The sequence below is a fragment of the uncultured Tenacibaculum sp. genome (assembly GCF_947495995.1).
Classification (GTDB): Bacteria; Bacteroidota; Bacteroidia; order Flavobacteriales; family Flavobacteriaceae; genus Polaribacter.
In genome coordinates this window covers 412,525-438,863 of the sequence record NZ_CANMAX010000003.1, presented here as the reverse complement: position 1 = coordinate 438,863, position 26,339 = coordinate 412,525, and the positions used below count along the sequence as shown (strand labels likewise).

Sequence of the window (26,339 nt, the reverse complement as noted above, 5' to 3'; positions counted from 1 at the left end):
TGAATTAATTCACTTTAAAACTATCTAGGTAATTTAAAATATCATGTAACTGATCATCAGTTAAATGTTTTTTATCATGTTTACCGTTTGCCCATTTATATATTTTTTTTAACTCTAAAACTTCTGAATCTTTAACTTCTAATAAAGATTTTTCATCTCTAATGAATCGAAATAACCATTTTTTATCTCTAATATATGAGATATTAATCAGCTTCATAGACGACGGTGTCTGTAACTTATCAGGTTTATGACAACTGTAACAATCTTCCTTAATAAACAATTCTTTTCCTCTAGAGATAGATCTTTTCAATACTCTTTCTGAAATCACTGCATCAGTTATATCTTCTCTTTCTTGTTTTGTTTGTATTTGTACCATCCAAAAAATTAAGTATAATAAAACACATGACGTTATTGCTCCAAGAATAAAATTCCCACTTATTTTCATAGTTCTTTTTTATTTAAATTTCATACAATTCGATAGGTAAATTATCAGGATCATTAAAAAAGAAGAAACGTTTTCCGGTAAACTCATCTAATCGTATATCTTGTACATGTATGTTTTTGTTTTCTAAATACAACTTCCAATTTTCTAAATCTTTTACCGCAAATGCGATATGTCGTAATCCAGTTGCTTCAGGAAAAGAAGGTCTATTCGGAGGATGAGGAAAAGAAAATAACTCTATCAAATAAGTATTATTTAAAGCTAAATCTAACTTATACGATTTTCGCTCTTCTCGATATATTTCTTGCTGAATAGTAAATCCTAATATTTCCGTATAGAAGTTTTTAGATACTTCATAGTCGGAACAAATAATAGCTATATGATGCAATCCTTCGATTTTCATAATCAAAATTTAAATTCGTAAACACAATCCTCTTCTCCTTCAAAAATAGTTTCTAATCCAACATATTTAAAACCTAATCTCTCTAATAATTGTTGTGATTTTTCATTCCCAGGTACTGTAAAGGCTAATACTTTTTCTTGTTTAAACTTCTCTTTAATATAGTCTATCATTAATAAAGTTGCTTCACTTGCGTATCCTTTCCCTCTTCCTTTAGGTAAAAATCCGTAACCTACATCAACAAAGTCTAATTTTTCACGCTGAATAGCAGAAGTCATTCCAATAAATTCATTCGTTTCTTTTAATAACACTGAGAAGAAACCTAAACCATTTAGTTTTGCATTCTTTGCTAAAATATCATTTAAGTACGCTTCTGTTGCTTCTACAGATTTTAATCCTTTGTCATGAATATATTTAATCCAATCAGGATCATTGAATAATTCAAAATAAAAAGGAGCCTCACTAACTTCTGCGTCTTTAATAATTAATCGTTCACTTTCTAATCGCATAACTCTAATTTTATATCAATAATACGATTTTAAAAAAAGGTTATATCTTATAGTACAAATATTTTTATCATGAAAAAACTAATCTTACTCCTTACCGTAATCTTATGTTCTTGTGCAAGTTCTAATGAAGAACAAGATAAAAAAGAAATTAGAGCACTAATGAAACACCAAGCTTCTGATTGGTCTAGACATGATTTAGATTGTTTTATGCTGGGGTATTGGAAATCTGATTCTTTAAAGTTTCAAGGTAAAAAAGGAATTACTTATGGTTGGCAAAAAACATTAGAGAAGTACAAAAAGAGTTATCCGTATCAAGAAGATTCAGGAGAATTGAAATTCAAAATTAGAACCATTTCCAAGATTGAGAGCAAAAGTTATTATGTTATGGGAGAATATCACATAACTCGTGAAACAGAAAAATTAGACGGAATATTTATGGTGATTTTCAAAAAAATAAAAGGAGAATGGAAGATTATTGCAGATACTTCCTGTTAAGTTTTTCAAATTAAACATTACTTTCGCAGATATAAATTAAAGCAATGAGTTTACTACAAGAATTACAAGATAGAAGTCATAAACAATGTGAGTTATGCGCAGCGAAAGATAACTTATCTATTTACGAAGTTCCGCCGATTTCAACTGGTGGTGTAGATGGTAATATTCTTATATGTAATATTTGTAAAGAACAAATTGAAAATCCTGAAACAACAGATGTAAATCATTGGCGTTGTTTAAACGATAGTATGTGGAGTGAATTTACTCCTGTTAAAGTTGTTGCTTGGAGAATGTTGAATCGTTTAAAAAAGGAAGGTTGGCCTCAAGATTTATTAGATATGATGTATTTAGAAGCTGATGAACTTCGTTTTGCTGAAGCTACTGGTGAACACTTAGATGAAAGTGAAAAAGTAATTCATAGAGATAGTAATGGAGCTATTTTACAAGCTGGAGATTCTGTGGTATTGATTAAGGATTTAAAAGTAAAAGGTTCTAGTATGGTTTGTAAACAAGGAACTGCTGTACGAAGAATTTCTCTTGATGCTGAAAATGCAGAATATATTGAAGGAAAAGTAGACGGACAAAATATTGTAATCGTCACTAAATATGTAAAAAAGCTATAAAATGTCTAAACAGCAAAAAGAAAAACACCTACAAGCCACTATTTATAAAATTGAAAATGTAAAAAGAGAACAAAACTTTATTTTAAAACATTTATGGAAAGTAATTGTTTTTGGAATTGTATTTTCTTTCTGGGCTCCAACATATGGAGGAAGTGATGCTTTACACAGAAGAGATTCTCTAGTAGAAAAAGGAGATTACAATTACATCACTTTAGTGATAATGTCTGCTTTAATATATTCAGTTTTTTGTTTGTTATTTCATTTCAACTCAAAATATCAAAACAATAAAAAACTACGCAAGTTGAATGCTTTAAAAGCAGAATTAGAAAATGAAATAAAAGAATATAACTCATAAAAAAAGCAGCTTTAATGGCTGCTTTTTATTTATTTCTCTGCGTTATAATACACTTTGTAAAACTTCATTTTTTTATCCTCATCATAACCTCTTTCTAAGTATTCAGAAGCAGCATCAGGTGCATCAATATCAATCTTTATCTGAATATTTGTATCTAACTTAATTTCTGTTTTAAGCTTCCCTTTTTCTTTCTTTAATACGATATCAGAAACTTCGAAATTGTTCCTTACTAATACATCATTTAGCTTCTCGAAATGTTTCTTATAATCTTCAAACATGTCTTTATGCTTTTCATCTTCAAAGATTTCATCTTTAAATGTATGATAATCTACACTTTCATGCTCTTTAAAATAATCAACTGTATTAGCTAAAAAGTTCCCTTGTTCGTGCTTACCGTATTCAGGTTTAATAATTTCTTCAGAAAAATCTCTACATAATTCTAAATAATGCTGCGTATGTAAATTTCTATCATCTGCATATTTCACATTCAAGAAATTCTTGATCCAATATTGCGCATCGTAATTATTATTATCTACAGACAACACTACAGTTCCCTCTGTATCTGAAGAATTTAAGATTAAACAACCTTTATCTAATTTTTTAGTAGAAATTCCTTTCTGAACAACAACATCAAAACTATCATCATCTAAATAAGTTTGAAAGAAATCAACCTTATTCTCAATTTTAAAAACTCCAACAGCTTCCGTTAATACATCTTTATATTCTAAACCTTCAAACAACACAACTAAAACATCTCCTGTTTTAATTTGTGCAGAATTTGACTGCTCGTATAAATGATTCACAATATTCTTAGAATGCTCGATAAAAGTTTCTTCATCTTCAAAAATCTTAGAAGCGTAATTATTAATTTCATTTAATCGAACATCTGCATGATGATTAAAACGGTAACTCTGTGTTACTGTACCAAAAGGTTTTAATAAAAAAGGCATTAATAGTTCGTAGCTTTCTTCATCAAAACGAACTAAACTTTCTGATAATGAATTTTTACCACTATTGTACTTATTCGCAACTTTATGAATGATACATTTTGTTAGTTCTGCTCGAGTTCTTTTAATCATTTTTCAAAAAATTAGGTCACAAAAATACGTATTTTAGTATCGTTTAAAATAGTTGAAATATGAAATTATTAGGAATTGGTTCTAGAATTAATCATTCTGAATATGGTTTTGGCGTTGTTACTAACGTTGATAGTAGGTATTATTGGGTAACTTTTCAAGAAAACGGATTGGAAACAATTGGTTTGGATGCTGAATTTGAAGTTATCGAAGCTGTAGAAGATGAAGTAGATACCATAAGTTTTTCTGAAGTTGAAAATACATTACGTAATATTTTAAAGAAGTGGAGCGATGTTTCTGAAGTTGTTCCTATTTCAGATAAATTTAAAGGCGGAAAATTAATTATTGAACCTGCTGATACTAATTTAGCTTCTAAAGAAATTCCGATTGATACGTTTTTCCATAAAATTGTAATGGTGAGAGATCGTATTAGAGTAATGGAACAAAAAATTAATTCTAGCAAAACACTTGAAGATCAAGATAAGATTGACTTACAACAATATATTACACGTATTTACGGTAGTTTAACAACCTTTAATGTGTTATTTAAACTAAAGTCTGACAATTTTGTTGGTGTAAAATCAAAATAAATTGAAAATAAAAAAGTGCGACTGAATCGGCAGATTTAATTTGTCGCACTTTTTAAATTAATGGGGAATTACTTGTAAACTATTATTACAGCAAAACTATACAAGTAATATAAGTTCTATTGATTATTAAGGTTAACAAAAAGTTACTTTAAAAAATCAATTTCTAATTGTTCTGGCAATAAGCGAAACGACTTTCTGTGATATTTCGTTGCTCCGAATTCTCTAATTGCCGCTCGATGTTCTTTGGTTGGATATCCTTTATTTTTTTTCCAATTGTACTGTGGATATTCTTTATGAATTTTCTCCATAAAATCGTCTCGATAAGTTTTAGCTAATACAGATGCCGCTGCAATACTCATAAACTTTGCGTCTCCTTTTACTATAGTTTCGTATGGAATATCATTATAAGGTTTAAACTTATTTCCATCAACAATAACATATTCAGGCGTTACTTTCAACCCATCTAAAGATCTATGCATTCCTGTAATTGAAGATTGTAAAACGTTTAGTTTATCTACTTCTTCATTATCTATAAAACTAACAGCAAAAGCAGTGGCATGTTCTTCTATAAAAGGACGTAAAATATTGCGTTTCTTTTCCGAGATTTGTTTAGAATCGTTTAGAAATTCATGATGAAAATCTTCAGGTAAAATAACCGCTGCTGCAACTACTGGTCCCGATAAACATCCTCTACCTGCTTCATCTGTTCCTGCTTCTAAACTAAAACCGCTAAAATTCAATTGTAACATAAAACAAATTAACAGTTTTCATAGATATTATTCACATAAATTTTCGTTTTATTATTTTACATTTGTCGCTATGAAATATATCATTGGTATTCTTTTCGTTATTAGTTCTTTTGTTACAAATGCTCAGATACGATCATTAGGAAGTGGATTAGGTGGATTTAACCAAGGAGTAAATAGATTAGACACCATTTCTAATGACGAAATTAATGTAAAACTTAGTGGAAAAACTAAGTATACCGATTACAAAATCATCAGTTTTAAAAAAGACACTAGCATTGTAGATACGACATTAACTATTCAAAAAGAATATTTATTTAACTTCAGAAGAAAAGATAATTTTGAATTACTTGCTTTTCATAATCAAGGACAAACATTCAATAACTTAGGGTATAACTTTAGAAATATTTCTCAATTTCCTGATATCGGTTTTACTGCAAAACAATTTAATTACATGCAAATAGAGGATATCGATTATTATCGTGTTCCTACACCTACTACTGTAATTATGTATCGAACAGGGCAAGAGCAAGGTCAGGTTTTAGATGCTTTATTTACTTTTAACTTATCTAAACGTTTAAATTTAAGTTTTGCCTACCGAGGCTTACGTTCTTTAGGTCAATATCGTCGATCATTATCTAGTTCCGGTAATTTTAGATCCACATTAACCTACAGCACACCAAAAGATCAATATAGAATTCGAGCACAGGTTACTTCTCAAGATTTTGTAAACCAAGAAAACGGTGGATTAACCACACAAGCTTTAGAAAACTTTTTAACCAACGATCCTAACTTTACCAATAGAGGTCGTTTAGATGTTAACTTAGATAATGCCGAAAGTAATTTTGAAGGTATTAGAATATATGCCGATCATAATTTCAAATTATTCTCTAGTAAAAAAGATTCAACAAACACCAAGAATTTTACCAACTTAAAAGTTGGACATATTTTGCATTATGAGGGTAAAGAATATCGATTTGGACAATCTAGTCTTGACACAGATTTTCTTGGAGATGCAAGTAAAGCTTCTGGAGGAATTGATGAAAGAGTAGATTATACTTTGTTTAATAACCAAGGATACTTAGAATTCAACTCAAAATATATTCTTGGAAAATTTAAAGTGAAAGCAAATTACACTACTGTAAACTATGGTTACGATACGATTCATAACGGAAATGTATTAATTAATAGAAGCCGATTAAAAGGTGATGCTATTTCTTTAGGTGCCGATTGGAATGGTAGAATTAAGAACTTTAAAGTTAATGCAAGTGCTAATATCACTCCAGGAAGTGGTTATTTAGCAGGAAATCATTTTAGTGGTGAAGCAATGTATAAAAAAGACAGTGTTTTCACAGTTAAAGGAAGTTTATTGTTAACCTCTAAAGCACCTAGATTTAATACACAATTATTTCAAAGTGTATACAACGATTACAACTGGGATAATAACTTTACAAATGTTGATACTCGAAATATTGGCTTTTCTTTTAACTCTAAATGGGGAAATGCTAGTTTAGATTTTACCAATATAGAAGACTACGTTTATTTTGATTCTGACAACACTCCGAAGCAATTTGGAGAATCTATAACTTATTTAAAAGTTAAAGCCAGTAAAGAGTTTAAATTCTTTAAAAACTTTGCTTTTGATAATACACTTATGTACCAAAATGTTTCTAGTGGAAACGCAGTATTTAGAGTTCCTGAATTTGTAACTAGGAATACATTGTACTACACTGGAGAATGGTTTAAAGGAAAGCCTATTTTAGTGCAAATAGGAACAACATTTAACTACTTCTCAAAATACAAAGCAAATGCTTTTAATCCTATTGTAAACGAATTTACAGTTCAAAATGATACAGAAATCGGATTTCCATCTGTAGATGTATTCTTTAATGCAAGAGTAAAGAGAACGCGTATTTTCTTTAAAATAGATAATATTACTTCTAGCTTTTTATCAAATAGAAATTACTTCTCTGCTCCTAATTATCCATATAGAGACATGTCCATACGTTTTGGATTGGTTTGGAATTGGTTTATATAAAACAACAGAAATAACATATAATAAAAAGCGCCTTATTTTTCAATAAGGCGCTTTTTATTTCTTTGCTTACGCACATCCACATCTTACATAATAATGATCTGGATAATATCTATTTCGAGAACAAACTTCTCTACAAAATTCTAAACGAGAAAGTCCTCCATTAACGTTCTTTAGTTGATCTTTTTCTAATTTAGTTCCTAAACTTAAAATTTGTTTTTTCATGATTTGATATTTAATAGGTTATTGATTTAAATATACAAATTATGAGAAAGAACTATATACTATTTTACTTAGAAACTATTTGTCTGATTTTGATTCTAAAAGCAGCAAAAATTAATGTCATAAAAGGACTTAACCAATTAAACATTGCATAAAAAGCATAGTCAACAACTGGTACACCTAAAACTCCAGAATGGTATGCTCCACAAGTATTCCATGGAATTAACACAGAAGTTACAGTTCCACTATCTTCTAAAGTTCTACTTAAGTTTTCAGCCGCTAAACCTTTATCTTTATATGCCTTAGCATACATTTTACCAGGAACAACTAATGCTAAATATTGATCAGAAGCTGTAAAATTTAAACCAATACAGGTAAATACAGTACTAGCAAATAATCCAAAAATACTATCGAATAAACTTAACATAAAACTACTAATTTTAGCTAAAGCTCCAATCGCATCCATTATACCTCCAAAAACCATGGCGCAAATAACTAACCAAATAGTTCCCATCATTTTCTTCATTCCTCCAGCTGTAAATAAGTCTTTTAAGACTTCGTTATCTGTAGCTATAGAAGTATCTACAGTCATAGCTTTCATAATTCCCTTATATGCAGAATTAAAACCTAAATTTTCTTTTTTAACTCCAGCTATTTCAGCAACTGCCTCCGGTTGAAAAATTAAAGCAAAGATGGCACCTAACAAAGTTCCTGCTAACAACGCTATTAATGGAGGTGTTTTTTTAATTATCAAAATCACTACTAATACTGGAACTATAAACAATACTGGCGATACATTAAATGCTTTCTTTATATCTAACAACATTTGTGTAGTACTAGCATCACCTGTAGCAGATTGTGTAAATCCAAGTATTAAGAAAAATATAAATGTCACAATAAATGTTGGGATCGTAGTATACATCATATATTTAATATGCGTAAATAAATCTGTTCCAGCCATTGCTGGGGCTAAATTTGTAGTATCTGACATTGGTGACATTTTATCTCCAAAATATGCACCAGATAATACCGCTCCTGCTGTCATTCCTAAAGAAATACCTAATGCTTCTCCTATTCCAATCAATGCTATACCTACAGTCGCTGCTGTAGTCCAAGAACTACCTGTCGCTACAGATATTACCGCACATATTATTAAACAGGCTACTAAAAATATTGTAGGGTTTAAAATTTGTAATCCATAATAAATCATTGATGGAATAATTCCACTAACCAACCATGTCCCAGCTAAAGAACCAACCATCAATAAAATTAAAATTGCACTAGAAGTTGATTTTAAATTCTCTGCAACTTCATCCATCATCAATTGAAAACTAACCTTGTTTTTAAACCCAACTAGAGCTGCTACAGCTCCACCTAAAAGAAGAATAAATTGATTACTCCCACTTAATGCATCATCTCCGAATACATAAACGTTATAAGCTAACATTCCAATAAGTGCTAAAACAGGAATTAAAGCCTCCCAAATAGATAAATTAGGATTTTTTTGGATTTTTTGATCTTCAATTTTAATTTCAGAATTGTTCTGGTTTTCTTGCATTGATCGATTTTTTTGGTTGTGTAATGTTACGATTTTGTTAAGACTTACGCAAGTGAAAACCGTTTGCTACTTTTGCTTTTATATGGATTCGTTAACGCAAATAGTTTTAGGTGCCGCATGTGGTGAAATTGCACTTGGTAAAAAGATTGGAAATAAAGCTTTATTGTTTGGAGCTATTGGAGGTACAATTCCTGATTTGGATGTTTTTATAGGAAGTTTATTCTATTCAAATTCAATTGACGAACTCATTTTTCACAGAGGATTTATGCATTCTATTGTCTTTGCATTTTTGGGTGCTTATGTATTTGGTCACGGTACTTACAAATTATACAATACCCAAAAGAGAATTGGTACTACTACTCCTAAAGACTGGATTTGGTTATTTTTCTTATCGATTTTTACTCATCCTCTTTTAGATAGTTTTACGCCTTATGGCACACAACTATTCTTACCTTTTTCAGATTACCGTGTGGCTTTTAATACAATTGCTGTTGTTGACCCGATATACACTATTCCTTTTTTAATCTCTTTAATCATTTTAATGTTCTTTAAGAGAACGAGTAGTAAACGTAATTTTTGGTTAAAGTTTGGCGTGTATATAAGTTCTGCTTATCTGCTGTTTACTATCGGAAATAAAATATACATCGATCGCGTTTTTAAAAATGCTCTTTCTGAATCTAAAATTGATTATCAAAGATATTCGGCTCAACCAACAATTTTCAACAATATACTTTGGTATGCTATAGTAGAAACCAAAGAAGATTATAAAGTGAGTTTTTATTCTCATTTTGATACGCAAAAACCAAAAAATAACTTTATCAGCTTACCTAAAAATCATGAACTTTTACCAATGAAACAAAATGCTGATTTAAAGAAATTGTCTTGGTTTAGTAATAATTTTTATAATCTTCAACAAATTGACAGCAACCGAATTCGATATAATGATTTACGTTATCCGTTATTAAATCCTGAAGATAAAAATTCATCTGTATTTAGTTTTGAGATCAAAAAAAATGGCAATCGCTGGGAAGCAATGCCATTATATGATAAAACTCCGACTAAGGAAGATTTACAAAAGTTTTGGAATAGAGTTTTAGGAAACTAATTCTAAAATTCCAACTTCTCTCATACACTCAGTCATCATTTGATAAGTTCTTTCAATATCGTTATCTAAACCAATAGAAAAACGAATTAATCCGTCTGTTAAGCCCATTTCCGCTTGTTCGTCTTCTGGAATTTCTGAAGACGTTGATGTTCCAGGAGCAGAGAATAATGTTTTATAAAAACCTAAACTAACAGCTAAGTATCCTAAGTTTTTATGTTGCATTAATTCCATTAACTCATTTGCTTTATCTAAAGAACCAACATCAATAGTTAACATTCCTCCGAAACCATATTCTTCATTTAACATTGATGAGAATAATTCATGAGAAGGATGAGAAGCTAATCCTGGATATACAGTTTTTAATCCATCTGCTTCAAATTTCTTCGCTAAATACATTGCGTTTTTGCTATGTTGTTGAATACGGATATGTAATGTTCTTAAATTCTTTAATACTGAAGAAGCTCTTAAACTATCCATAGTAGAACCTAATAACATACAAGCTCCATCATTTACATTTCTTAAGTTATCGATAAATTCTTGTGTTCCACAAATTACTCCTCCAACAGTATCTGAAGACCCATTAATGAATTTAGTTAAACTATGAATTACGACATCTGCACCTAACTGAGCAGGAGATACTGATAATGGTGAGAATGTATTATCTACTACTAACTTTAAGTTGTATTTTTTTGCTAAAGCAGCTAAACCTTCGATATCTGCAACTTCTAATAACGGATTACTTACTGTTTCACAGTATAAAACTTTAGTATTTTCTGTAATCGCTGCCTCAACAATATCTAATTTAGTAATATCTACAAATGTTGTTTGAATATTTAATTTTGGTGTAAAATTCTTTAAGAATGCATAAGTACCACCATAAATAGTTCTACTTGAAACAACATGATCTCCAGCACTACATAACTGTAATAAAACTGGTGTAATTGCTCCCATTCCTGAAGCTGTTACTGTAGCAGTTTCTGTTCCTTCCATTTCTGCTAATGCTTCACCTAAATATAAATTTGAAGGTGATGTATGTCTTGAGTATAAGTAACATCCGTCTGCATTTCCTTCGAATGTATCGAACATTGTTTTTGCTGAAAGGAATGTATACGTTGATGAATCTGAAATAGATGGATTTACACCTCCAAATTCTCCGAAGTACTGTAAATCTTGAATTTTATTAGCTGGTTTGAATTTCATTAGAACTAGTATTTGTTTCCCCAAAACAACACAAAAACTAAATATTATTCAACACTTTAGATAAAATATAGTTTTAAAAACTAATAAAATCAATTTTAAATGTAAAAAAAACTAAATCTAAACTAAATCAATTAACTTTACTGAAATTTTTTCAAAATGAAGTTAGATCATATTGACAATAAACTAATTAACCTTTTACAAGAAGATAGTAAACGTACAAATAAACAACTTTCTTTGTTGCTTAACTTATCTGTAACTGCTGTTTATGAAAGAATAAAAAAACTAGAAAAGGAACAAATTATAACAAACTATGTCGCTAGAATTGATCCTAAAAAAATAGATAAATCTTTTTTAGTTTTTTGTCAAGTAAAACTGATTCAACATTCTAGAGAATACTTATCAATTTTTGAAAGCGAAATATTAAAATTAGACGAAGTTGCAGAATGTTTTCATATCAGTGGTGATTACGATTACATTTTGAAAATCTACGTAAAAGACATGGAAGAATATCGTGAGTTTATGGTAAATAAACTTACTTCAATAAAATATATTGGTAGTACACAAAGTTCTTTTACAATTGGAGCTATTAAAAACTCAACAAAAATCTCAATATAAAAAGCCACTGCATGTGCAATGGCTTTTATTAAACTATTTAAATTGGATATAAGAGGATAATTTATTCTTGTGCTTTCTTTATTGCTTGAGCGACTTCTTCTTTCGTTCCTTCAACTTTTATCTCTTTAGATTCTTTCTTTCCATCTTTAACAACTGTAGTAGTAATTGTTGCTACAGATTGCCCATTATCTTTTAATTCAGATTCAATCTGAACTTCTTTTATTAATTGTGTATTTGAAGCATGTGATTCAGCTGAATGACCTCCTAAAATTGGTGCAATAACTAAACCAACTAAACAAGTAAGTTTAATTAAGATATTCATTGACGGTCCAGAAGTATCTTTAAACGGATCTCCAACAGTATCTCCTGTCACAGCTGCTTTATGTGCATCAGAACCTTTAAAAGTCATTTCTCCATTGATTTCTACACCAGCCTCAAAAGACTTTTTAGCATTATCCCAAGCTCCTCCAGCATTATTTTGGAAAATAGCCCACATTACACCACTAACACAAACTCCAGCCATATAACCACCTAATGCTTCAGCTTTAAACAAAATTCCAATAATTATTGGTGTAATTATCGTAATTAACCCCGGTAAAATCATTTCTTTTAAAGCAGCTTTAGTAGAAATATCAACACACTTCGCATAATCTGGAGTTCCAGTTCCTTCCATAATTCCTGGAATTTCTTTAAACTGACGACGAACTTCTTGCACCATTTCCATAGCTGCTTTCCCTACAGACTCCATAGCTAAAGCAGAAAAGATTACTGGAATCATTCCTCCAACAAATAACATTGCTAAAACATCAGCTTTAAAAATATTAATTCCATCTATTCCTGTGAATGTTACGTAAGCTGCAAATAAAGCTAAAGCAGTCAACGCCGCAGAAGCAATCGCAAAACCTTTACCTACTGCTGCAGTTGTATTTCCTACTGAATCTAAAATATCTGTACGTTCACGCACGTGATCTTCTAATTCACTCATTTCTGCAACACCTCCTGCATTATCAGCAATTGGCCCGAAAGCATCAATAGCTAATTGCATTGCTGTTGTTGCCATCATTGCTGAAGCAGCTAAAGCAACTCCATAGAAACCTGCTAAGGCATAAGAACCATAAATAGCAGCGGCAAATAAGATTACTGATAAAAATGTAGACTTCATACCTACAGCTAATCCTGCAATAATATTAGTTGCAGCTCCAGTAGAACTATTCTGAACAATATCTAAGACTGGCTTTTTACCTAAACTTGTGTAATATGCCGTTACTGTAGAAATTAAAGCTCCTACTGCTAAACCAATCATTCCTGAATAAAACACATGACGAGAAGGTACTTCTTTTATTCCTTCTCCGAAAAAACTCATTTTTAATGTTTCTGGTAACATCCATTGAATTAAGAACCAACTTGCAATTAAAGTAATAAGTATAGATGCCCAGTTTCCTAAATCTAAAGCTTTTTGAACTTCAGCTTCTTTTGCTGAATTATCTTTAATTTTGACTAAGAAAGTCCCGATAATTGAAGCTATAATACCAACACCAGCTATTACTAATGGTAATAAAATTGGCCCCATTCCATTAAAAGCATCTGTAAATTGTGTCGTTGTAGACATATCACGAACAACATAGTTTCCAAGAACCATAGCCGCTAAAACCGTAGCCACATAACTTCCGAATAAATCTGCCCCCATTCCTGCAACATCACCAACATTATCTCCTACATTATCAGCAATTGTTGCTGGATTTCTCGGATCATCTTCAGGAATACCTGCTTCTACCTTACCTACTAAATCGGCTCCAACATCTGCTGCTTTAGTGTAGATACCTCCGCCAACTCTTGCAAATAAAGCAATACTTTCAGCTCCTAAAGAAAAACCAGCTAAGGCTTCTAAAGCAACTGTCATTTCTTTGTAGAAACTTCCTTCACCTGTAACAAACATAGTTACAAATAAGAAAAAGAAAAGACTTAACCCTAAAACTGCCAAACCTGCAACTCCTAACCCCATTACAGTTCCTCCACCAAAAGAGACTTGTAACGCTTTTGGTAAACTTGTTTTGGCTGCTTCTGTTGTTCTTGCATTTGCATCTGTTGCAATACGCATTCCGATATTACCTGCTAAAGCTGAGAAAATGGCTCCGATAATAAATGCTACAACTATAATCCAATGTGTTGTATCAACAAGTTGAGATATGATAAAAAGTGCTATTGAGGCTATTATCGAAAAAATTAAAAGGAGCTTATATTCTGCATTTAAAAATGCTAAAGCTCCTTCTTTTATACTTTTTGATATTGATTTCATTTTTTCATCACCTGCCTCTTGCTTTTTTACCCAAGACATTTTAATGAACATAAAAACCAAGCCTACCACAGCCAAGATGACTGGTAAAAACACTGTGTTTGATTCCATAATATTTAATTAATTGATTAGTTTATTGCTTTAAATATAACAAAATCAAACTCTAAACAAAAAAAAGCTTGCTACTAAGTAACAAGCTTTGAAATATTTTCAATACAGAGATTATACTTTAAAATCTCCGTTTGCTTTGTGTTCGCTGTTTTCGTAACGTTCGATACACTTATCTAAAATTGAATATGCTTCATCAGCATCTCCCCATCCACCAACATCAACTTTTTTCCTCTCTAAATCTTTGTATACTTGGAAGAAATGAGTGATTTCTTCTTTTCTATGTGGATTTAAATCAGAAATATCTTTGTACTTATTCCAAATTGGATCAGAAATTGGCACACATACGATTTTTTCATCTGGACCTTTTTCATCTGCCATATGGAAAACACCAATTGGTCTAACTTCCATCATACACATTGGAAAACATGGCTCAGCTCCTAAAACTAAAACATCTAATGGATCTCCATCTAAAGCTAATGTTTCAGGAATAAAACCGTAATCACCTGGATACATCATTGAAGAGAATAACATTCTATCGAAACGGATTTTCTTTAAATCGAAATCGTATTCATATTTATTTCTACTTCCTTTTGGTATTTCAATTAATACATCAACAGTTTGTTTTTCTTTGGCTGTCATATTTTTTATTTCGTTTCTAAAAATCGGAAAGCAAAACTACATATAAAATGCAGTTTGCACACGGATTTTTGAAGTTATTTTTAAGTTAATTAATGTTTTATAAATCTGGTCTAATTCCTATACGAATTGCAAACTTTGGAGTTGGTACTGCAATACTATTTGATGGAGGTGTATAATTACTTCTCCAAATAGCATCAACTCTAAGAAAACGTAAGTTTCCATACCCAATATTCTCTATACCAAAACCATACTCATAATACACTCTATTTGGTGCATTGTATAATATGTTTTCTGTATTAAGACTGTTAACAACTCCGTCGTTTATAGCTCTATTTTCATCAGAAATAGTTCCGTAAGCTGCTCTAAAGGTTAATAAACTTCTCAATTTAAGTTCTCTTACTAATGGAATTCTATTCAAAATGAAACCATTAAAATGATGTTCAAAATGCGTAGAAACATACTCATCTGTTACAAAATCGTAATAATTTAATAACGAGAATGTATTCGGCACTAAAGAGAAAGATTGATTGGCTGGAACAGAACTTAATAATGAAGATGGTAACGTTCCAAAGATTTTACCTCCTTCAATAGTTGTATCTAATAAACCAAACTTACCTAATAAAATAGGTTGATTATACTTGATTTGAATTTTATCGTATTCGTGAGTTCCGTTAAGGAAATCTTTATATCCGTGACGATAGTTAACAACGATAGATGGGAAAACATTTCTACCAAAACGTTGCTCTACTCCTAATCCGTATACAAATCTACCCGGAGTAAATGTTAAGTATACATCTGAAGCTACATCTGTTACGGTAGATTGTGGATTTCCTAATCCATCTAAATATGTACCTGAAAAATTTTCTGGACTTGCTGATTCTATTCTAGAGTGTGAAAAGTTGAATCCGATATGAAAATTATTATGTACAGCATAATCAAAATTCGTAGCATACTTTTCTACTTTAGATAAGAAGAAGTTGTTTCCTCTAGAGAAAAGAGCTGTAGAACCGAATGTTCTTCCTAATAATTGTGTTGTGTTTAATAAGGCACTTCCTAATTGCTCAATATCATTCTGATATGCTACACTTGTAGAAATTCTTGGTTCGTAAGACAGTAAATACTGAGCTTCTAATCCGTATTTTAATTCTTTATCCTGAAAACCGTAAGCTAAATGTCCTGACAATCTAAATCGATCGTCTTTTGTTTTAAATGTTCTAAAACCTAATCGAGTTCTAAAACCTTCCACTTCATTACTTGCAAAGGCAGTCCAAAACGGACCTAATTGCATATTGAAGAATGGTAGATTAACAAATCCACTAGAAATTGTGTTAATAAAACCAGTTAATCGTTTTATCTGTTTCTTCTCCTTTACAGAACTGATTAATTTATATTTATCTTGATTATCTTCTATATCTTGTTTAGACCAATATTCTTCTGATCTGAAATACTGATCTGGTCTTATCTTTTGAATTTGACCTTTATAAAAATCATCAGATAAAGGTTTCTCTAAAACGTAATCACTATAATTGATTGTCTTTTTTATAGTTAGACCTTTATTCGCTTCATTTTTATCTAAAAAAGTAAAATCTCCTTCGTAAGCATTCTTAGTTGGAATGTAGATACTATCATTTCTAACATCAAATTCTTTTTCAAAAGTTAAGCCTCTAACAAAGTTCAAGTTTGCTCCTTTAACAACTTCCATTCGTAACTTCTTTAAGGTATATGCTTTATCTGCAATCCAGAAGTTTCCTTTAAATGCTAAATCTTGATCTCTAATCGGGAAGAAATAAATGTTATATAATTTAGTATTGTTTTTAACAACACTATCGTATAAAACATAATCGTAGGTTGCAAAACCATCTGTTGACAAAGGACTTACAAATGATTTTCTTAGTAAAGTGATATTATTTCTAAAGACATCTATATTCTGAAAAGTTCTTGACATACGGTCAAAAACAAAACCTTGCGCTCCTAAACCTTCAGATTTTTCAGCTTCAATATCTTCTCTTTCTTCATTAATCTTATTATTACCATATACTTTAGCAATTTGCTCATTAATATATATAGGTATGTAATAATTTATTCCATCACTATCGTATTCGATTTCATTAATGGTATTATTATAATCTTTCTTGAACATCTGCTTGATAAAAGCAGTATCCAGATTATTCAACCCAATTTCGATAGCAGTGTGTTTTTTATATTGGTAATGATCAACTAAATCAATTCCATTTTTTCTTTTACGTTTCCAGACTTCTTTTAAAATCTTGTACGCTGGATTTTCTTTTTTCTTTAATCTTTTTTTAGGTTTAGTAACAACAATTACTTCTTCTAAAACATCAGTTCCTTCTTTAAGAACAATATTCAGAAATTTTGTTTTTGGAGTTATTGTGATTGTTTGAGTTTGGAAACCAACAAAAGAAACTTCCAAAACCCCTCTTCTCTTTTTCATTTGAAAAGCAAATCGTCCATCATCATCTGTTGTGGTACCATTAGTTGTTCCCTGAATGTACACATTCACGAATGGCATTGGATTGTCAAATTCATCCACCACTTTCCCTTTCACTATCAGCTGTGCATTTGCGACCATCCCGAACAGCACCGATAGCATCAAAAATTTTAATCTCATAGGCTCTTTTACACATCAAAATCCTTTCAACGTTGTCTGCTGAAAGGATTTAAATAACTGTAATCTAGTTTATTATTATTTTATATACATAACTTCTTTGACTGCCTGTATAACGTCCCCCGAGTTAGGCAACCATTTTTCTAATAATACTGGAGAATACGGTGCAGGTGTATCTGCTGTTGTAATTCTCTTAATTGGAGCATCTAAATAATCAAATGCTTCATCTTGTACTCTGAAAGTAATCTCTGAAGATACACTACCAAATGGCCATGCTTCTTCTAAAATCACTAATCTATTTGTCTTTTTAACAGACTCAAGAATTGTTTTATGATCCATAGGACGAACAGTTCTTAAATCTATAACCTCAACAGAAATTCCTTCTTCTGCTAATTGATCGGCTGCTTTATAAGCTTCCTTTATAATCTTACCAAATGAAACCACAGTTACATCTGTTCCCTCTCTTTTTATTTCTGCAACTCCAATAGGTAATACGTATTCTCCTTCTGGAATTTCCATTTTATCTCCATACATCTGCTCTGACTCCATAAAAATAACTGGATCGTCATCTCTAATAGCAGCTTTTAATAATCCTTTAGCATCATAAGGATTAGATGGAACTATAACTTTTAAACCTGGACAATTTGCATACCAGCTTTCAAAAGCTTGTGAGTGCGTCGCAGCTAATTGACCAGCAGAAGCTGTTGGTCCTCTAAATACGATTGGACAATTAAATTGACCTCCACTCATTTGACGAATTTTCGCAGCATTATTAATAATCTGATCAATTCCAACTAAAGAGAAATTGAATGTCATATATTCAACAATAGGTCTATTTCCGTTCATTGCAGATCCTACTGCAATACCTCCAAAACCTAATTCAGCAATAGGAGTATCAATAACTCTCTTTGCTCCGAATTCATCTAACATTCCTTTACTTGCCTTGTAAGCACCATTGTATTCTGCAACTTCCTCCCCCATTAAATAAATGCTCTCATCACGACGCATCTCTTCACTCATTGCTTCACAGATAGCTTCTCTAAATTGAACTGTTTTCATATGTCTTATTAAGTAGTTGTTGTTTATTGATTTGCAAAAGTATGAAATTCTTCACTAAAGAAATTAATACAATGTTAAAATGTACACTTTTTACTAACAAATTTATTATGCACGCATAATAAATCAAAAAAAATATGTAAATTCGTAGCACAAATTAAGCGTACAAAAACAACCCTATATGAAAATATTAGTTTGTATCAGTCACGTACCTGATACCACTTCAAAAATTAACTTTACTGATAACGATACTAAGTTTGACACTAATGGAGTTCAATTTGTTATAAATCCGTACGATGAGTTTAGTTTAACTCGTGCTATGTGGTTTAAAGAAAAGCAAGGTGCATCTGTTACTGTAGTAAATGTTGGAGGAGCTGCTACTGAGCCTACTTTACGTAAGGCTTTAGCTATTGGAGCAGATGACGCTATTCGCGTTAATGTAGAACCAACTGACGGTTTATTAGTTGCAAAAGAATTAGCTGAAGTTGTAAAATCTGGAGGTTATGATTTAGTTTTAGCAGGAAAAGAATCTGCTGATTATAATGGACAAATGGTTCCTGGAATGTTAGCATCTTTATTAGATTTTAACTTCGTTAACGGATGTGTTGGTTTAGAAGTAGAGGGTAGCAATGCTACTTTAGATAGAGAGATCGATGGTGGAGAAGAGAAAGTTACTACTAGTTTACCTCTAGTTGTAGCTGGACAAAAAGGTATTGTTGAGGAAAAAGACTTAAGAATACCAAATATGAGAGGTATTATGATGGCTCGTAAAAAGCCTTTAAGTGTTGTTGAACCAACAGGAAACACTGCCTCTACAAGCACTAAGAATTTCGAGAAGCCTGCTCCAAAAGGAGAGGTTAAATTAGTTGATAATGTAGATGATTTAATTAATCTTTTACACAACGAGGCTAAAGCAATTTAAATTTAAAATCAAATCTTTTTAGTGGGTGTAGTAACATACACCCATTAAAAACTCAAAAAATTAAAAATTATGTCTGTATTAGTTTTTGCCGATTCTACGGAAGGAAAATTTAAAAAAACAGCTTTTGAAGTTGTATCATACGGAAAAAAAGTAGCTGAGCAATTAGGAACAAATCTTGTAACTCTTACTATTAACGGTGGAGATGCAAGTGAATTATATACATACGGTGCAGAAAAAGTTGTTGAAGTAAAAAACGACTTGAGTTCTTTTAATGCTAAAGGATATGCTGCAATTGTAAAACAAGTAGCAGAAGTTCAAGGATCTGATGTAGTTGTTATCGATTCTAGTGTAGATGGATTAACATTAGCCCCATTAGTCGCTGTAGGTTTAGAAGCTGGTTATGCTTCTAATGCTGTAGCTTTACCAGATACTTCAGGTTCTTTTGTTGTAAAGCGTAAAGCTTTTTCTAACAAAGGATTTAACAATACTGAAATCTTAACAGCTAAGAAAGTAATCGGAGTAGCTAAGAATTCTTATGGTGCTCACGAAAATGCTGCTTCTGGTACTGCTGAGGCTTTTGATGCTTCATTACCAGAATTAGGCGTTTCTTCAGTTTCTATTGATAAAGCAACTGGTAAAGTAACAATTGCTGATGCTGATGTTGTTGTTTCTGCTGGACGTGGATTAAAAGGACCTGAAAACTGGGGAATGGTAGAAGATTTAGCTGATGTTTTAGGTGCTGCAACTGCTTGTTCTAAACCAGTTTCTGATTTAGGTTGGAGACCACATAGTGAGCACGTAGGACAAACAGGAAAGCCTGTTGCTTCTAATTTATATATCGCTATTGGTATCTCTGGAGCAATTCAGCATTTAGCTGGAGTTAATGCTTCTAAAGTAAAAGTTGTTATTAATAACGATCCTGAAGCTCCTTTCTTTAAAGCTGCTGATTATGGTATCGTAGGTGATGCTTTTGAAGTTGTTCCGCAATTAATTGAAAAATTAAAAGCTTTTAAACAAGCATAAAGAACATAAACAATAGTTGTAAAAACTCTAGAAATCAAATGATTTTCTAGAGTTTTTATTTTTTAAAATAAATCTTTTCGTAGTCATATTTTTTATTAAATTGTGGCACCCTAAAGGCTGTCTAATAAAAGACCGCTTTTTTTGTATGAAGATAGATACATGAGCCTAGTAAGACTAACTATTAAAGGAATTTCATATAGCCAAACACAAAGCGGAGCATATGCTTTAGTGCTTAGCGAAATGGAAGGAACTAGAACTTTACCAATTATTATCGGAGCTTTTGAAGCTCAGTCTATCGCTATAGCGTTAGAGAAAGAAATTCGACCACCAAGACCTCTCACACATGATTTATTTAAATCTTTTGCAGAGCGTTTTACTATTTCTGTAAAGCAAATCATAATTCATAAATTAGTAGATGGAGTGTTTTTCTCTAGCCTAATTTGTGAAAAAGATGGAACTGAAGAAATAATAGACACAAGAACTTCAGATGCTATTGCATTAGCAGTACGTTTTCAAGCCCCAATTTTTACTTACGAAAACATACTCGACAAAGCTGGTATTTACTTAAAAACTGAAGACGAACTTGGGGTTCCTGAAGAACATGAAAGTACAGAGTTGGAAATAGAATCAGAAATTGAATTTACTAGTGTAACCGATTTTTCTGACCTTTCTTTAAATGAATTAGAAGAACAATTAGCTGAAGCAGTTAACAACGAAGACTATGAGTTGGCAGCTAAAATTAGAGACGAAATTAGCAAACGTTCGTAAAATACTTTTTTGAATGAAAAAATTTATCACACTTTTAATGTGTGTTTTCTCTTTTGCGGTATTCTCGCAAAACATAGATAAAACATGGAAATTTAATACCATTGAAAATAACTCTGGTGAATCTTTAATAGAGATTGATGCTAATGATATATTTAGCTTAAAAAATGGTGAATTCTCTTATTCTTTAGTTGCAAAAGATAGTTTAACTGCAAAAGGAAGTTATATACACCAGAATAATTTATTAATATTCAATTATAAAGAACCAAAAGATACAGTTAGATATTACAATATTGTAACTCTTAATGATTCTATACTTACCATTTCTGAAAAAGATGTTCTTTATAAATTTTCTACAAAACCGACCAAACAAGAAGCTGTAGCCTCTAACGTAAAAACTCTTACTAAAGAAGACAACACAGGAATTATAGCTAGCCAAGGTTTTTCTGTAAATAGCTTATGGAGAGGTATTCTTGGAATGTTTGTATTGTTATTAATTGCTTTTTTATTTAGTAATAACAAAAAAGCGATTGACTGGAAAACAGTAGGACTTGGATTAATATTCCAACTTTTTATTGCTGTAGGTGTTTTAAAAATCCCTTTAATTCAAAAAATGTTTGATGCTATTGGTCAACTTTTTGTAAGCGTGTTAGATTTTACAAGAGCTGGTAGTAAGTTTTTATTTGAAGGATTAGTTGTAGATATGGATACTTTTGGTTTCATATTTGCTTTCCAAGTATTACCTACCATTATATTTTTCTCTGCTCTTACTTCTCTCCTATTTTATCTAGGCGTTATTCAAAAAGTAGTTAAAATAATGGCATGGACTTTATCTAAGATTCTAAAAATATCTGGTGCTGAAAGTTTATCTGTCGCTGGTAATATATTTTTAGGTCAAACAGAAGCTCCTTTATTAATAAAAGCTTATTTAGAAAAAATGAACCGATCTGAAATTCTATTAGTAATGATTGGTGGAATGGCTACTGTAGCTGGTGCAGTTTTAGCTGCATATATTGGTTTCTTAGGTGGCGATGATCCTGCTTTAAGATTACAATTTGCTAAGCATTTACTTGCAGCATCTGTTATGGCAGCTCCTGGTGCTATAGTGATTTCTAAAATTTTATATCCTCAAACTGAAGACATCAATACAGATGTACAGGTATCTTCAGAAAAGATAGGTTCTAATGTATTAGATGCAATTGCGAATGGTACTACTGAAGGATTACAATTAGCCATGAATGTAGGTGCTATGCTTTTAGTTTTTGTTGCTTTTATCGCTATGATTAATGGTATTTTAGGTTGGGTTGGAGATGTAACAAATCTAAATACTTGGATGGCTGCTAACACAGCATATTCAAGTTTATCTATAGAAGCTGTTTTAGGATATATTTTTGCTCCTTTAATGTGGTTAATTGGTGTTGCTAGTGAAGACACTGCATTAATGGGACAGTTATTAGGTATAAAATTAGCGGCTAGTGAATTTGTTGGATACATTCAATTAGCTGAATTAAAAAATGTTGCTAATGCAACTCACTTAACATATAATAAGTCTGTAATAATGGCTACTTACATGTTATGTGGATTTGCGAATTTTGCCTCAATTGGTATACAAATTGGAGGAATTGGTTCTTTAGCTCCAGGTCAGAGAAAAACACTTTCTGAATTTGGTATAAAAGCTTTAATCGGAGGAACAATTGCTTCTTTGATGTCTGCCACAATTGCTGGAATGATAATAGGATAAAACCTCAATATTAAAATTTATTTTGGAATCACTAATCATAATTTTGATTGGATTTACCGCTGTTGCTATATACGACGCTTTATGTTCTATACTTTCTAAACGTTTAAACGTTGAGTATGTATGGTTTGCTTTTGGCTCTTTTATTATCTACGGTATTTTCACAATATTTATTACTAAAGCTACTAACCTTTACTTGGGGTTAGTTTCAGCTTTTATGATTGGCGTTTTTGATACCACGATAGGTTTATTAATCGCCAAAAAATTAAATGCAAACATCAAAAAAGAAGATTTAGAAGATTTGAAGATCACCCCTTCATTAATTTTATACATGGGCTTTTTAGCAGTTATCATTGGAGCAATAGCTTTATATTTCTTCTCTTAAATTCAATACTATTTTCGGTCTTAACTCGTTAAATGCTATATGAAAAAGACAATAGTATTATTCCTTATCTCATTTATTGCTGTAAAATCGTTTTCACAAACAAAAACAATACATGTATTTGTAGCCTTATGTGATAATAAAAATCAAGATATTGTTCCTGTTCCTAAAAAATTAGGAAACGGTCAAGATCCAAAAAACAATTTGTATTGGGGAGCTTTGTATGGTGTAAAATCTTTCTTTAAATACAAAGCAAAAGATTGGAAAATGATTTCTACTCTAAAAACTAACTCTTCAGATATTTTAGAACGTGTACTCTTTAAACATAAAACTAGAGATGTTTATTTATTAGCAGATGCTTATAATGGTAAAAAAATCAAGACTTGCACTGAAGACTTTTTAAAAGCTTCGAATCATCAAAACGAAGAAAATATAATTACTGATTCAATCAAACTTAAATTCGGTGGAGCTTCAAATCTAATAGCTTATGTTGGTCATGATGGATTAATGGAATTCGATGTAAACATAGATTATCAAAAGTGTAAAGAGAAAAAGAAAGATGTAATTATACTTGCTTGTTTTAGTAAACATTATTTTTCTAAAGAAATTAAACAAGCAAATGCTAATCCTTTGTTATGGACAACAAATTTAATGGCTCCTGAAGCCTATACTTTAGATGCGTCAATTACAACATGGTTAAACCAATCTTCTTCTCTTCAAATAAAAGAAAGTGCAGCTAAAGCTTACCATAAATATCAGAAATGTGGTATGAGAGGAGCTAGAAGTTTATTTAGCTCAGGTTTTTGAATTTACTTCAACAAAAAAACACATGTGATGTTAAAAAAATAAAAAATAATAGGTTTTTTTATTATATTTACACACAACCTCTTAGTAAAACAAATAATAAAAAGAAAACTTACATCCTTATGTAAACATCAAGATTTCGTGATATTACAAATTAATACGTCCTACATTTCCTTAATGTTATTAATCCACTATTATCATTTTAATCTCTCAATAATTTCCCTTATTTCTTTTTAAATATGAGTTTTAGTTTTTGAGGTTACGCCAAGCGTAAATATTAACCAAAACCTATTAAATAATGAAAAACTTACTCAAACTAGAAGGTGTTCAAATTTTAAACAAAGAACAATTAAAGCAAGTTAAAGGATCTGTTAGAACTTATTGCAAAGGCAGAAACAGATGTTGTTTTATAATTAACGGAATGGAATACTGTGAACCAGGTCGTTGCTCTATTTATGGATGCGTTTTTTATTAATCTAGAATTCTAATCTTTTTCAATCACTAAATAATTTTTTAACCTTCAAATCTATAGCCTTATAACTATAAGGTTATAGATTTCTTTAAACATCAATCTTATGAAAAAACTAAAAAATTTAACTGGACTTAAAGTACTTTCTAAAGAAGAATTAAGCGAAATTCATGGAGCTAACTTCAATCGACCTTATTGTAAAGGAAACAGACAATGTTGTGTTATGGTAAATGGATTCGAATTCTGCGATTACGGTTACTGTGTTCGTGGAGGATGCATTTGGGCATAAGAAACCAAAAAAATAAAAAAAGTAGAAAGGCATCAACATTTGTTGATGCTTTTTTTAGTTAATAACTTCATGATAACAATTCTAAAGCTTTTAATTCAATTAATCTAGGCTTTTTTATTTTTGCAATCATAATTTGATAAATAAATGCAACAATATTTAGATTTAGTTAAGCACGTTTTAGAAAACGGAAATGAAAAGGGAGATAGAACAGGAACAGGAACTAAGAGTGTTTTTGGATATCAGATGCGTTTCGATTTAAGTGAAGGTTTTCCTATGGTAACTACTAAAAAGTTACACCTTAAATCTATTATTTATGAATTACTGTGGTTTATTAAAGGAGACACTAATGTAAAATACTTACAAGAAAATGGTGTTCGAATTTGGAATGAATGGGCTGATGAAAATGGAGACTTAGGTCCTGTTTATGGACATCAATGGCGTAACTGGAACAGTGAAGAAATAGATCAGTTAAAAGAAGTTATTGAAACATTAAAGAAGAATCCTAATAGTAGACGAATGTTAGTTTCTGCTTGGAATCCGAGTGTAATGCCAGATACTTCAGTTTCTTTTTCAGAAAATGTTGCGAATGGTAAAGCTGCTTTACCTCCTTGTCATGCATTTTTCCAATTTTATGTAGCTGATGGAAAGCTTTCGTGTCAGTTATATCAAAGAAGTGCCGACATTTTCTTAGGCGTTCCTTTCAATATTGCTAGTTATGCTTTATTTACAATGATGATTGCTCAAGTTTGTGGTTACGAAGCTGGTGAATTTATTCACACTTTTGGTGATGCTCACATTTACAACAATCATAAAGAACAATTAGAATTACAGTTAAGTAGAGATCCTAGACCACTACCTACAATGAAATTAAACCCTTCAATTACGAATATCGAAGATTTCACATTTGAAGATTTTGAACTGTTAAATTATAACCCACATCCACATATCAAAGGTACCGTGGCTGTATAGTTTTATTTTTAACGTTCTTTTATTTATTTTAACACTTTCAGATTTCCAAAATCTGATTAAATTAGTAACCTAAACCTACTTAAGTTTTAATAAAATGATAGCAGAAATTGATACCATAAAAGAAGATATCTATGATATAGTTGCTGAAATAGATGATGAGAATGTGTTATTAGCTATTAAAACCATAATACAGAATATACACTCAAATACTATAGATAGCGATGTAACCGATAAAAGAGATTTAGTTGGTTATATTAAGGAATGGGTTAAAGACATGTAATA

At 31.0% G+C, this 26,339-nt stretch carries 29 protein-coding genes; 17 read left to right on the top strand and 12 right to left on the bottom strand.

Annotation, left to right across the window (positions count from 1 at the left end):
- Window positions 1-4: 4 nt before the first annotated feature.
- Genes Q1A15_RS11190 through Q1A15_RS11180 form a run of 3 tightly spaced genes read right to left on the bottom strand, consistent with a single transcriptional unit; the run spans window position 5 to window position 1,351 of the window.
- Entirely contained in the window at window positions 5-445 is a 441-nt protein-coding gene (locus Q1A15_RS11190; RefSeq protein WP_299623398.1) for a cytochrome c, read from the bottom strand.
- Between the two features lie 13 nt (window positions 446-458).
- The gene (locus tag Q1A15_RS11185; RefSeq protein WP_299623396.1) at window positions 459-845 is read right to left on the bottom strand and encodes a VOC family protein; all 387 of its coding nucleotides are present in this window, start codon (window positions 843-845) and stop codon (window positions 459-461) included.
- Window positions 846-847: 2 nt separating this feature from the next.
- Window positions 848-1,351, bottom strand: coding sequence for a GNAT family N-acetyltransferase (locus tag Q1A15_RS11180; protein ID WP_299623394.1), 504 nt, complete (start codon window positions 1,349-1,351; stop codon window positions 848-850).
- A 69-nt stretch (window positions 1,352-1,420) separates the two neighbouring features.
- Between Q1A15_RS11180 and Q1A15_RS11175 the strand changes: the two genes are divergently transcribed.
- Genes Q1A15_RS11175 through Q1A15_RS11165 form a run of 3 tightly spaced genes read left to right on the top strand, consistent with a single transcriptional unit; the run spans window position 1,421 to window position 2,824 of the window.
- A complete protein-coding gene (locus tag Q1A15_RS11175; protein ID WP_299623392.1) occupies window positions 1,421-1,846 on the top strand; it encodes a DUF4440 domain-containing protein in 426 nt (141 codons plus the stop codon).
- Window positions 1,847-1,890: 44 nt separating this feature from the next.
- On the top strand, window positions 1,891-2,469 hold the full coding sequence (locus tag Q1A15_RS11170) for an alkylphosphonate utilization protein (RefSeq protein ID WP_299623389.1): 579 nt from the start codon (window positions 1,891-1,893) through the stop codon (window positions 2,467-2,469).
- A gap of 1 nt (window position 2,470) precedes the next feature.
- Window positions 2,471-2,824 carry a hypothetical protein gene (locus tag Q1A15_RS11165; protein ID WP_299623385.1) on the top strand — a complete coding sequence of 118 codons (354 nt, stop codon included), beginning with the start codon at window positions 2,471-2,473 and terminating at the stop codon, window positions 2,822-2,824.
- Between the two features lie 29 nt (window positions 2,825-2,853).
- Here Q1A15_RS11165 and Q1A15_RS11160 read toward each other — a convergent pair whose 3' ends face one another.
- Window positions 2,854-3,903 carry a nucleoid-associated protein gene (locus Q1A15_RS11160; protein ID WP_299623382.1) on the bottom strand — a complete coding sequence of 350 codons (1,050 nt, stop codon included), beginning with the start codon at window positions 3,901-3,903 and terminating at the stop codon, window positions 2,854-2,856.
- A gap of 59 nt (window positions 3,904-3,962) precedes the next feature.
- Here Q1A15_RS11160 and Q1A15_RS11155 point away from each other — a divergent pair, with 59 nt between their 5' ends.
- Entirely contained in the window at window positions 3,963-4,490 is a 528-nt protein-coding gene (locus Q1A15_RS11155; protein ID WP_299623379.1) for a hypothetical protein, read from the top strand.
- 143 nt (window positions 4,491-4,633) lie between these two features.
- Here the strand turns inward: Q1A15_RS11155 and Q1A15_RS11150 are convergent, their stop codons facing one another.
- On the bottom strand, window positions 4,634-5,239 hold the full coding sequence (locus tag Q1A15_RS11150) for a ribonuclease HII (protein ID WP_299623376.1): 606 nt from the start codon (window positions 5,237-5,239) through the stop codon (window positions 4,634-4,636).
- Window positions 5,240-5,309: 70 nt separating this feature from the next.
- Between Q1A15_RS11150 and Q1A15_RS11145 the strand changes: the two genes are divergently transcribed.
- Entirely contained in the window at window positions 5,310-7,274 is a 1,965-nt protein-coding gene (locus tag Q1A15_RS11145; RefSeq protein WP_299623373.1) for a putative porin, read from the top strand.
- Between the two features lie 66 nt (window positions 7,275-7,340).
- On the opposite strand, the gene Q1A15_RS11140 is transcribed toward Q1A15_RS11145, so the two are convergent.
- Window positions 7,341-7,496: a hypothetical protein gene (locus tag Q1A15_RS11140; RefSeq protein WP_299623370.1), complete on the bottom strand. Its 156-nt coding sequence runs from the start codon at window positions 7,494-7,496 to the stop codon at window positions 7,341-7,343.
- A 64-nt stretch (window positions 7,497-7,560) separates the two neighbouring features.
- Window positions 7,561-9,051 carry a Na+/H+ antiporter NhaC gene (gene nhaC, locus Q1A15_RS11135; RefSeq protein ID WP_299623367.1) on the bottom strand — a complete coding sequence of 497 codons (1,491 nt, stop codon included), beginning with the start codon at window positions 9,049-9,051 and terminating at the stop codon, window positions 7,561-7,563.
- Window positions 9,052-9,133: 82 nt separating this feature from the next.
- Here nhaC and Q1A15_RS11130 point away from each other — a divergent pair, with 82 nt between their 5' ends.
- Entirely contained in the window at window positions 9,134-10,156 is a 1,023-nt protein-coding gene (locus Q1A15_RS11130; RefSeq protein WP_299623363.1) for a metal-dependent hydrolase, read from the top strand.
- On the opposite strand, the gene Q1A15_RS11125 is transcribed toward Q1A15_RS11130, so the two are convergent.
- Window positions 10,145-11,356 carry an aminotransferase class I/II-fold pyridoxal phosphate-dependent enzyme gene (locus Q1A15_RS11125; RefSeq protein ID WP_299623360.1) on the bottom strand — a complete coding sequence of 404 codons (1,212 nt, stop codon included), beginning with the start codon at window positions 11,354-11,356 and terminating at the stop codon, window positions 10,145-10,147. The genes Q1A15_RS11130 and Q1A15_RS11125 overlap by 12 nt on opposite strands.
- A gap of 156 nt (window positions 11,357-11,512) precedes the next feature.
- On the opposite strand from Q1A15_RS11125, the gene Q1A15_RS11120 reads away from it, so the two are divergent.
- Window positions 11,513-11,971, top strand: a complete 459-nt coding sequence (locus tag Q1A15_RS11120; protein ID WP_299623357.1) for an Lrp/AsnC family transcriptional regulator — start codon at window positions 11,513-11,515, stop codon at window positions 11,969-11,971.
- 61 nt (window positions 11,972-12,032) lie between these two features.
- On the opposite strand, the gene Q1A15_RS11115 is transcribed toward Q1A15_RS11120, so the two are convergent.
- The 4 genes from Q1A15_RS11115 to Q1A15_RS11100 form a co-directional block, all read right to left on the bottom strand.
- Window positions 12,033-14,375, bottom strand: coding sequence for a sodium-translocating pyrophosphatase (locus Q1A15_RS11115; RefSeq protein WP_299623354.1), 2,343 nt, complete (start codon window positions 14,373-14,375; stop codon window positions 12,033-12,035).
- Between the two features lie 111 nt (window positions 14,376-14,486).
- Entirely contained in the window at window positions 14,487-15,014 is a 528-nt protein-coding gene (locus Q1A15_RS11110) for an inorganic diphosphatase (RefSeq protein ID WP_095069719.1), read from the bottom strand.
- A gap of 97 nt (window positions 15,015-15,111) precedes the next feature.
- Window positions 15,112-17,643: a DUF5686 family protein gene (locus Q1A15_RS11105; RefSeq protein WP_299623348.1), complete on the bottom strand. Its 2,532-nt coding sequence runs from the start codon at window positions 17,641-17,643 to the stop codon at window positions 15,112-15,114.
- Between the two features lie 75 nt (window positions 17,644-17,718).
- Entirely contained in the window at window positions 17,719-18,699 is a 981-nt protein-coding gene (locus Q1A15_RS11100; protein ID WP_299623345.1) for a pyruvate dehydrogenase complex E1 component subunit beta, read from the bottom strand.
- 178 nt (window positions 18,700-18,877) lie between these two features.
- Here Q1A15_RS11100 and Q1A15_RS11095 point away from each other — a divergent pair, with 178 nt between their 5' ends.
- The 10 genes from Q1A15_RS11095 (at window position 18,878) to Q1A15_RS11050 (ending at window position 26,337) form a co-directional block, all read left to right on the top strand.
- Window positions 18,878-19,618, top strand: a complete 741-nt coding sequence (locus tag Q1A15_RS11095; protein ID WP_299623343.1) for an electron transfer flavoprotein subunit beta/FixA family protein — start codon at window positions 18,878-18,880, stop codon at window positions 19,616-19,618.
- 69 nt (window positions 19,619-19,687) lie between these two features.
- On the top strand, window positions 19,688-20,641 hold the full coding sequence (locus Q1A15_RS11090; protein ID WP_299623340.1) for an electron transfer flavoprotein subunit alpha/FixB family protein: 954 nt from the start codon (window positions 19,688-19,690) through the stop codon (window positions 20,639-20,641).
- Between the two features lie 159 nt (window positions 20,642-20,800).
- On the top strand, window positions 20,801-21,409 hold the full coding sequence (locus Q1A15_RS11085; RefSeq protein WP_299623337.1) for a bifunctional nuclease family protein: 609 nt from the start codon (window positions 20,801-20,803) through the stop codon (window positions 21,407-21,409).
- 13 nt (window positions 21,410-21,422) lie between these two features.
- A complete protein-coding gene (locus Q1A15_RS11080; protein WP_299623335.1) occupies window positions 21,423-23,147 on the top strand; it encodes a nucleoside transporter C-terminal domain-containing protein in 1,725 nt (574 codons plus the stop codon).
- A 22-nt stretch (window positions 23,148-23,169) separates the two neighbouring features.
- Window positions 23,170-23,529 carry a hypothetical protein gene (locus Q1A15_RS11075; RefSeq protein ID WP_299623332.1) on the top strand — a complete coding sequence of 120 codons (360 nt, stop codon included), beginning with the start codon at window positions 23,170-23,172 and terminating at the stop codon, window positions 23,527-23,529.
- Between the two features lie 39 nt (window positions 23,530-23,568).
- Window positions 23,569-24,333 carry a hypothetical protein gene (locus tag Q1A15_RS11070; protein ID WP_299623328.1) on the top strand — a complete coding sequence of 255 codons (765 nt, stop codon included), beginning with the start codon at window positions 23,569-23,571 and terminating at the stop codon, window positions 24,331-24,333.
- A gap of 295 nt (window positions 24,334-24,628) precedes the next feature.
- Window positions 24,629-24,805, top strand: a complete 177-nt coding sequence (locus Q1A15_RS11065) for a hypothetical protein (RefSeq protein ID WP_299623325.1) — start codon at window positions 24,629-24,631, stop codon at window positions 24,803-24,805.
- Window positions 24,806-24,905: 100 nt separating this feature from the next.
- Window positions 24,906-25,088 carry a hypothetical protein gene (locus Q1A15_RS11060; RefSeq protein WP_299623322.1) on the top strand — a complete coding sequence of 61 codons (183 nt, stop codon included), beginning with the start codon at window positions 24,906-24,908 and terminating at the stop codon, window positions 25,086-25,088.
- A 144-nt stretch (window positions 25,089-25,232) separates the two neighbouring features.
- Window positions 25,233-26,057: a thymidylate synthase gene (locus Q1A15_RS11055; protein WP_299623320.1), complete on the top strand. Its 825-nt coding sequence runs from the start codon at window positions 25,233-25,235 to the stop codon at window positions 26,055-26,057.
- Window positions 26,058-26,151: 94 nt separating this feature from the next.
- The gene (locus tag Q1A15_RS11050; protein ID WP_299623317.1) at window positions 26,152-26,337 is read left to right on the top strand and encodes a hypothetical protein; all 186 of its coding nucleotides are present in this window, start codon (window positions 26,152-26,154) and stop codon (window positions 26,335-26,337) included.
- Window positions 26,338-26,339: the final 2 nt, after the last annotated feature.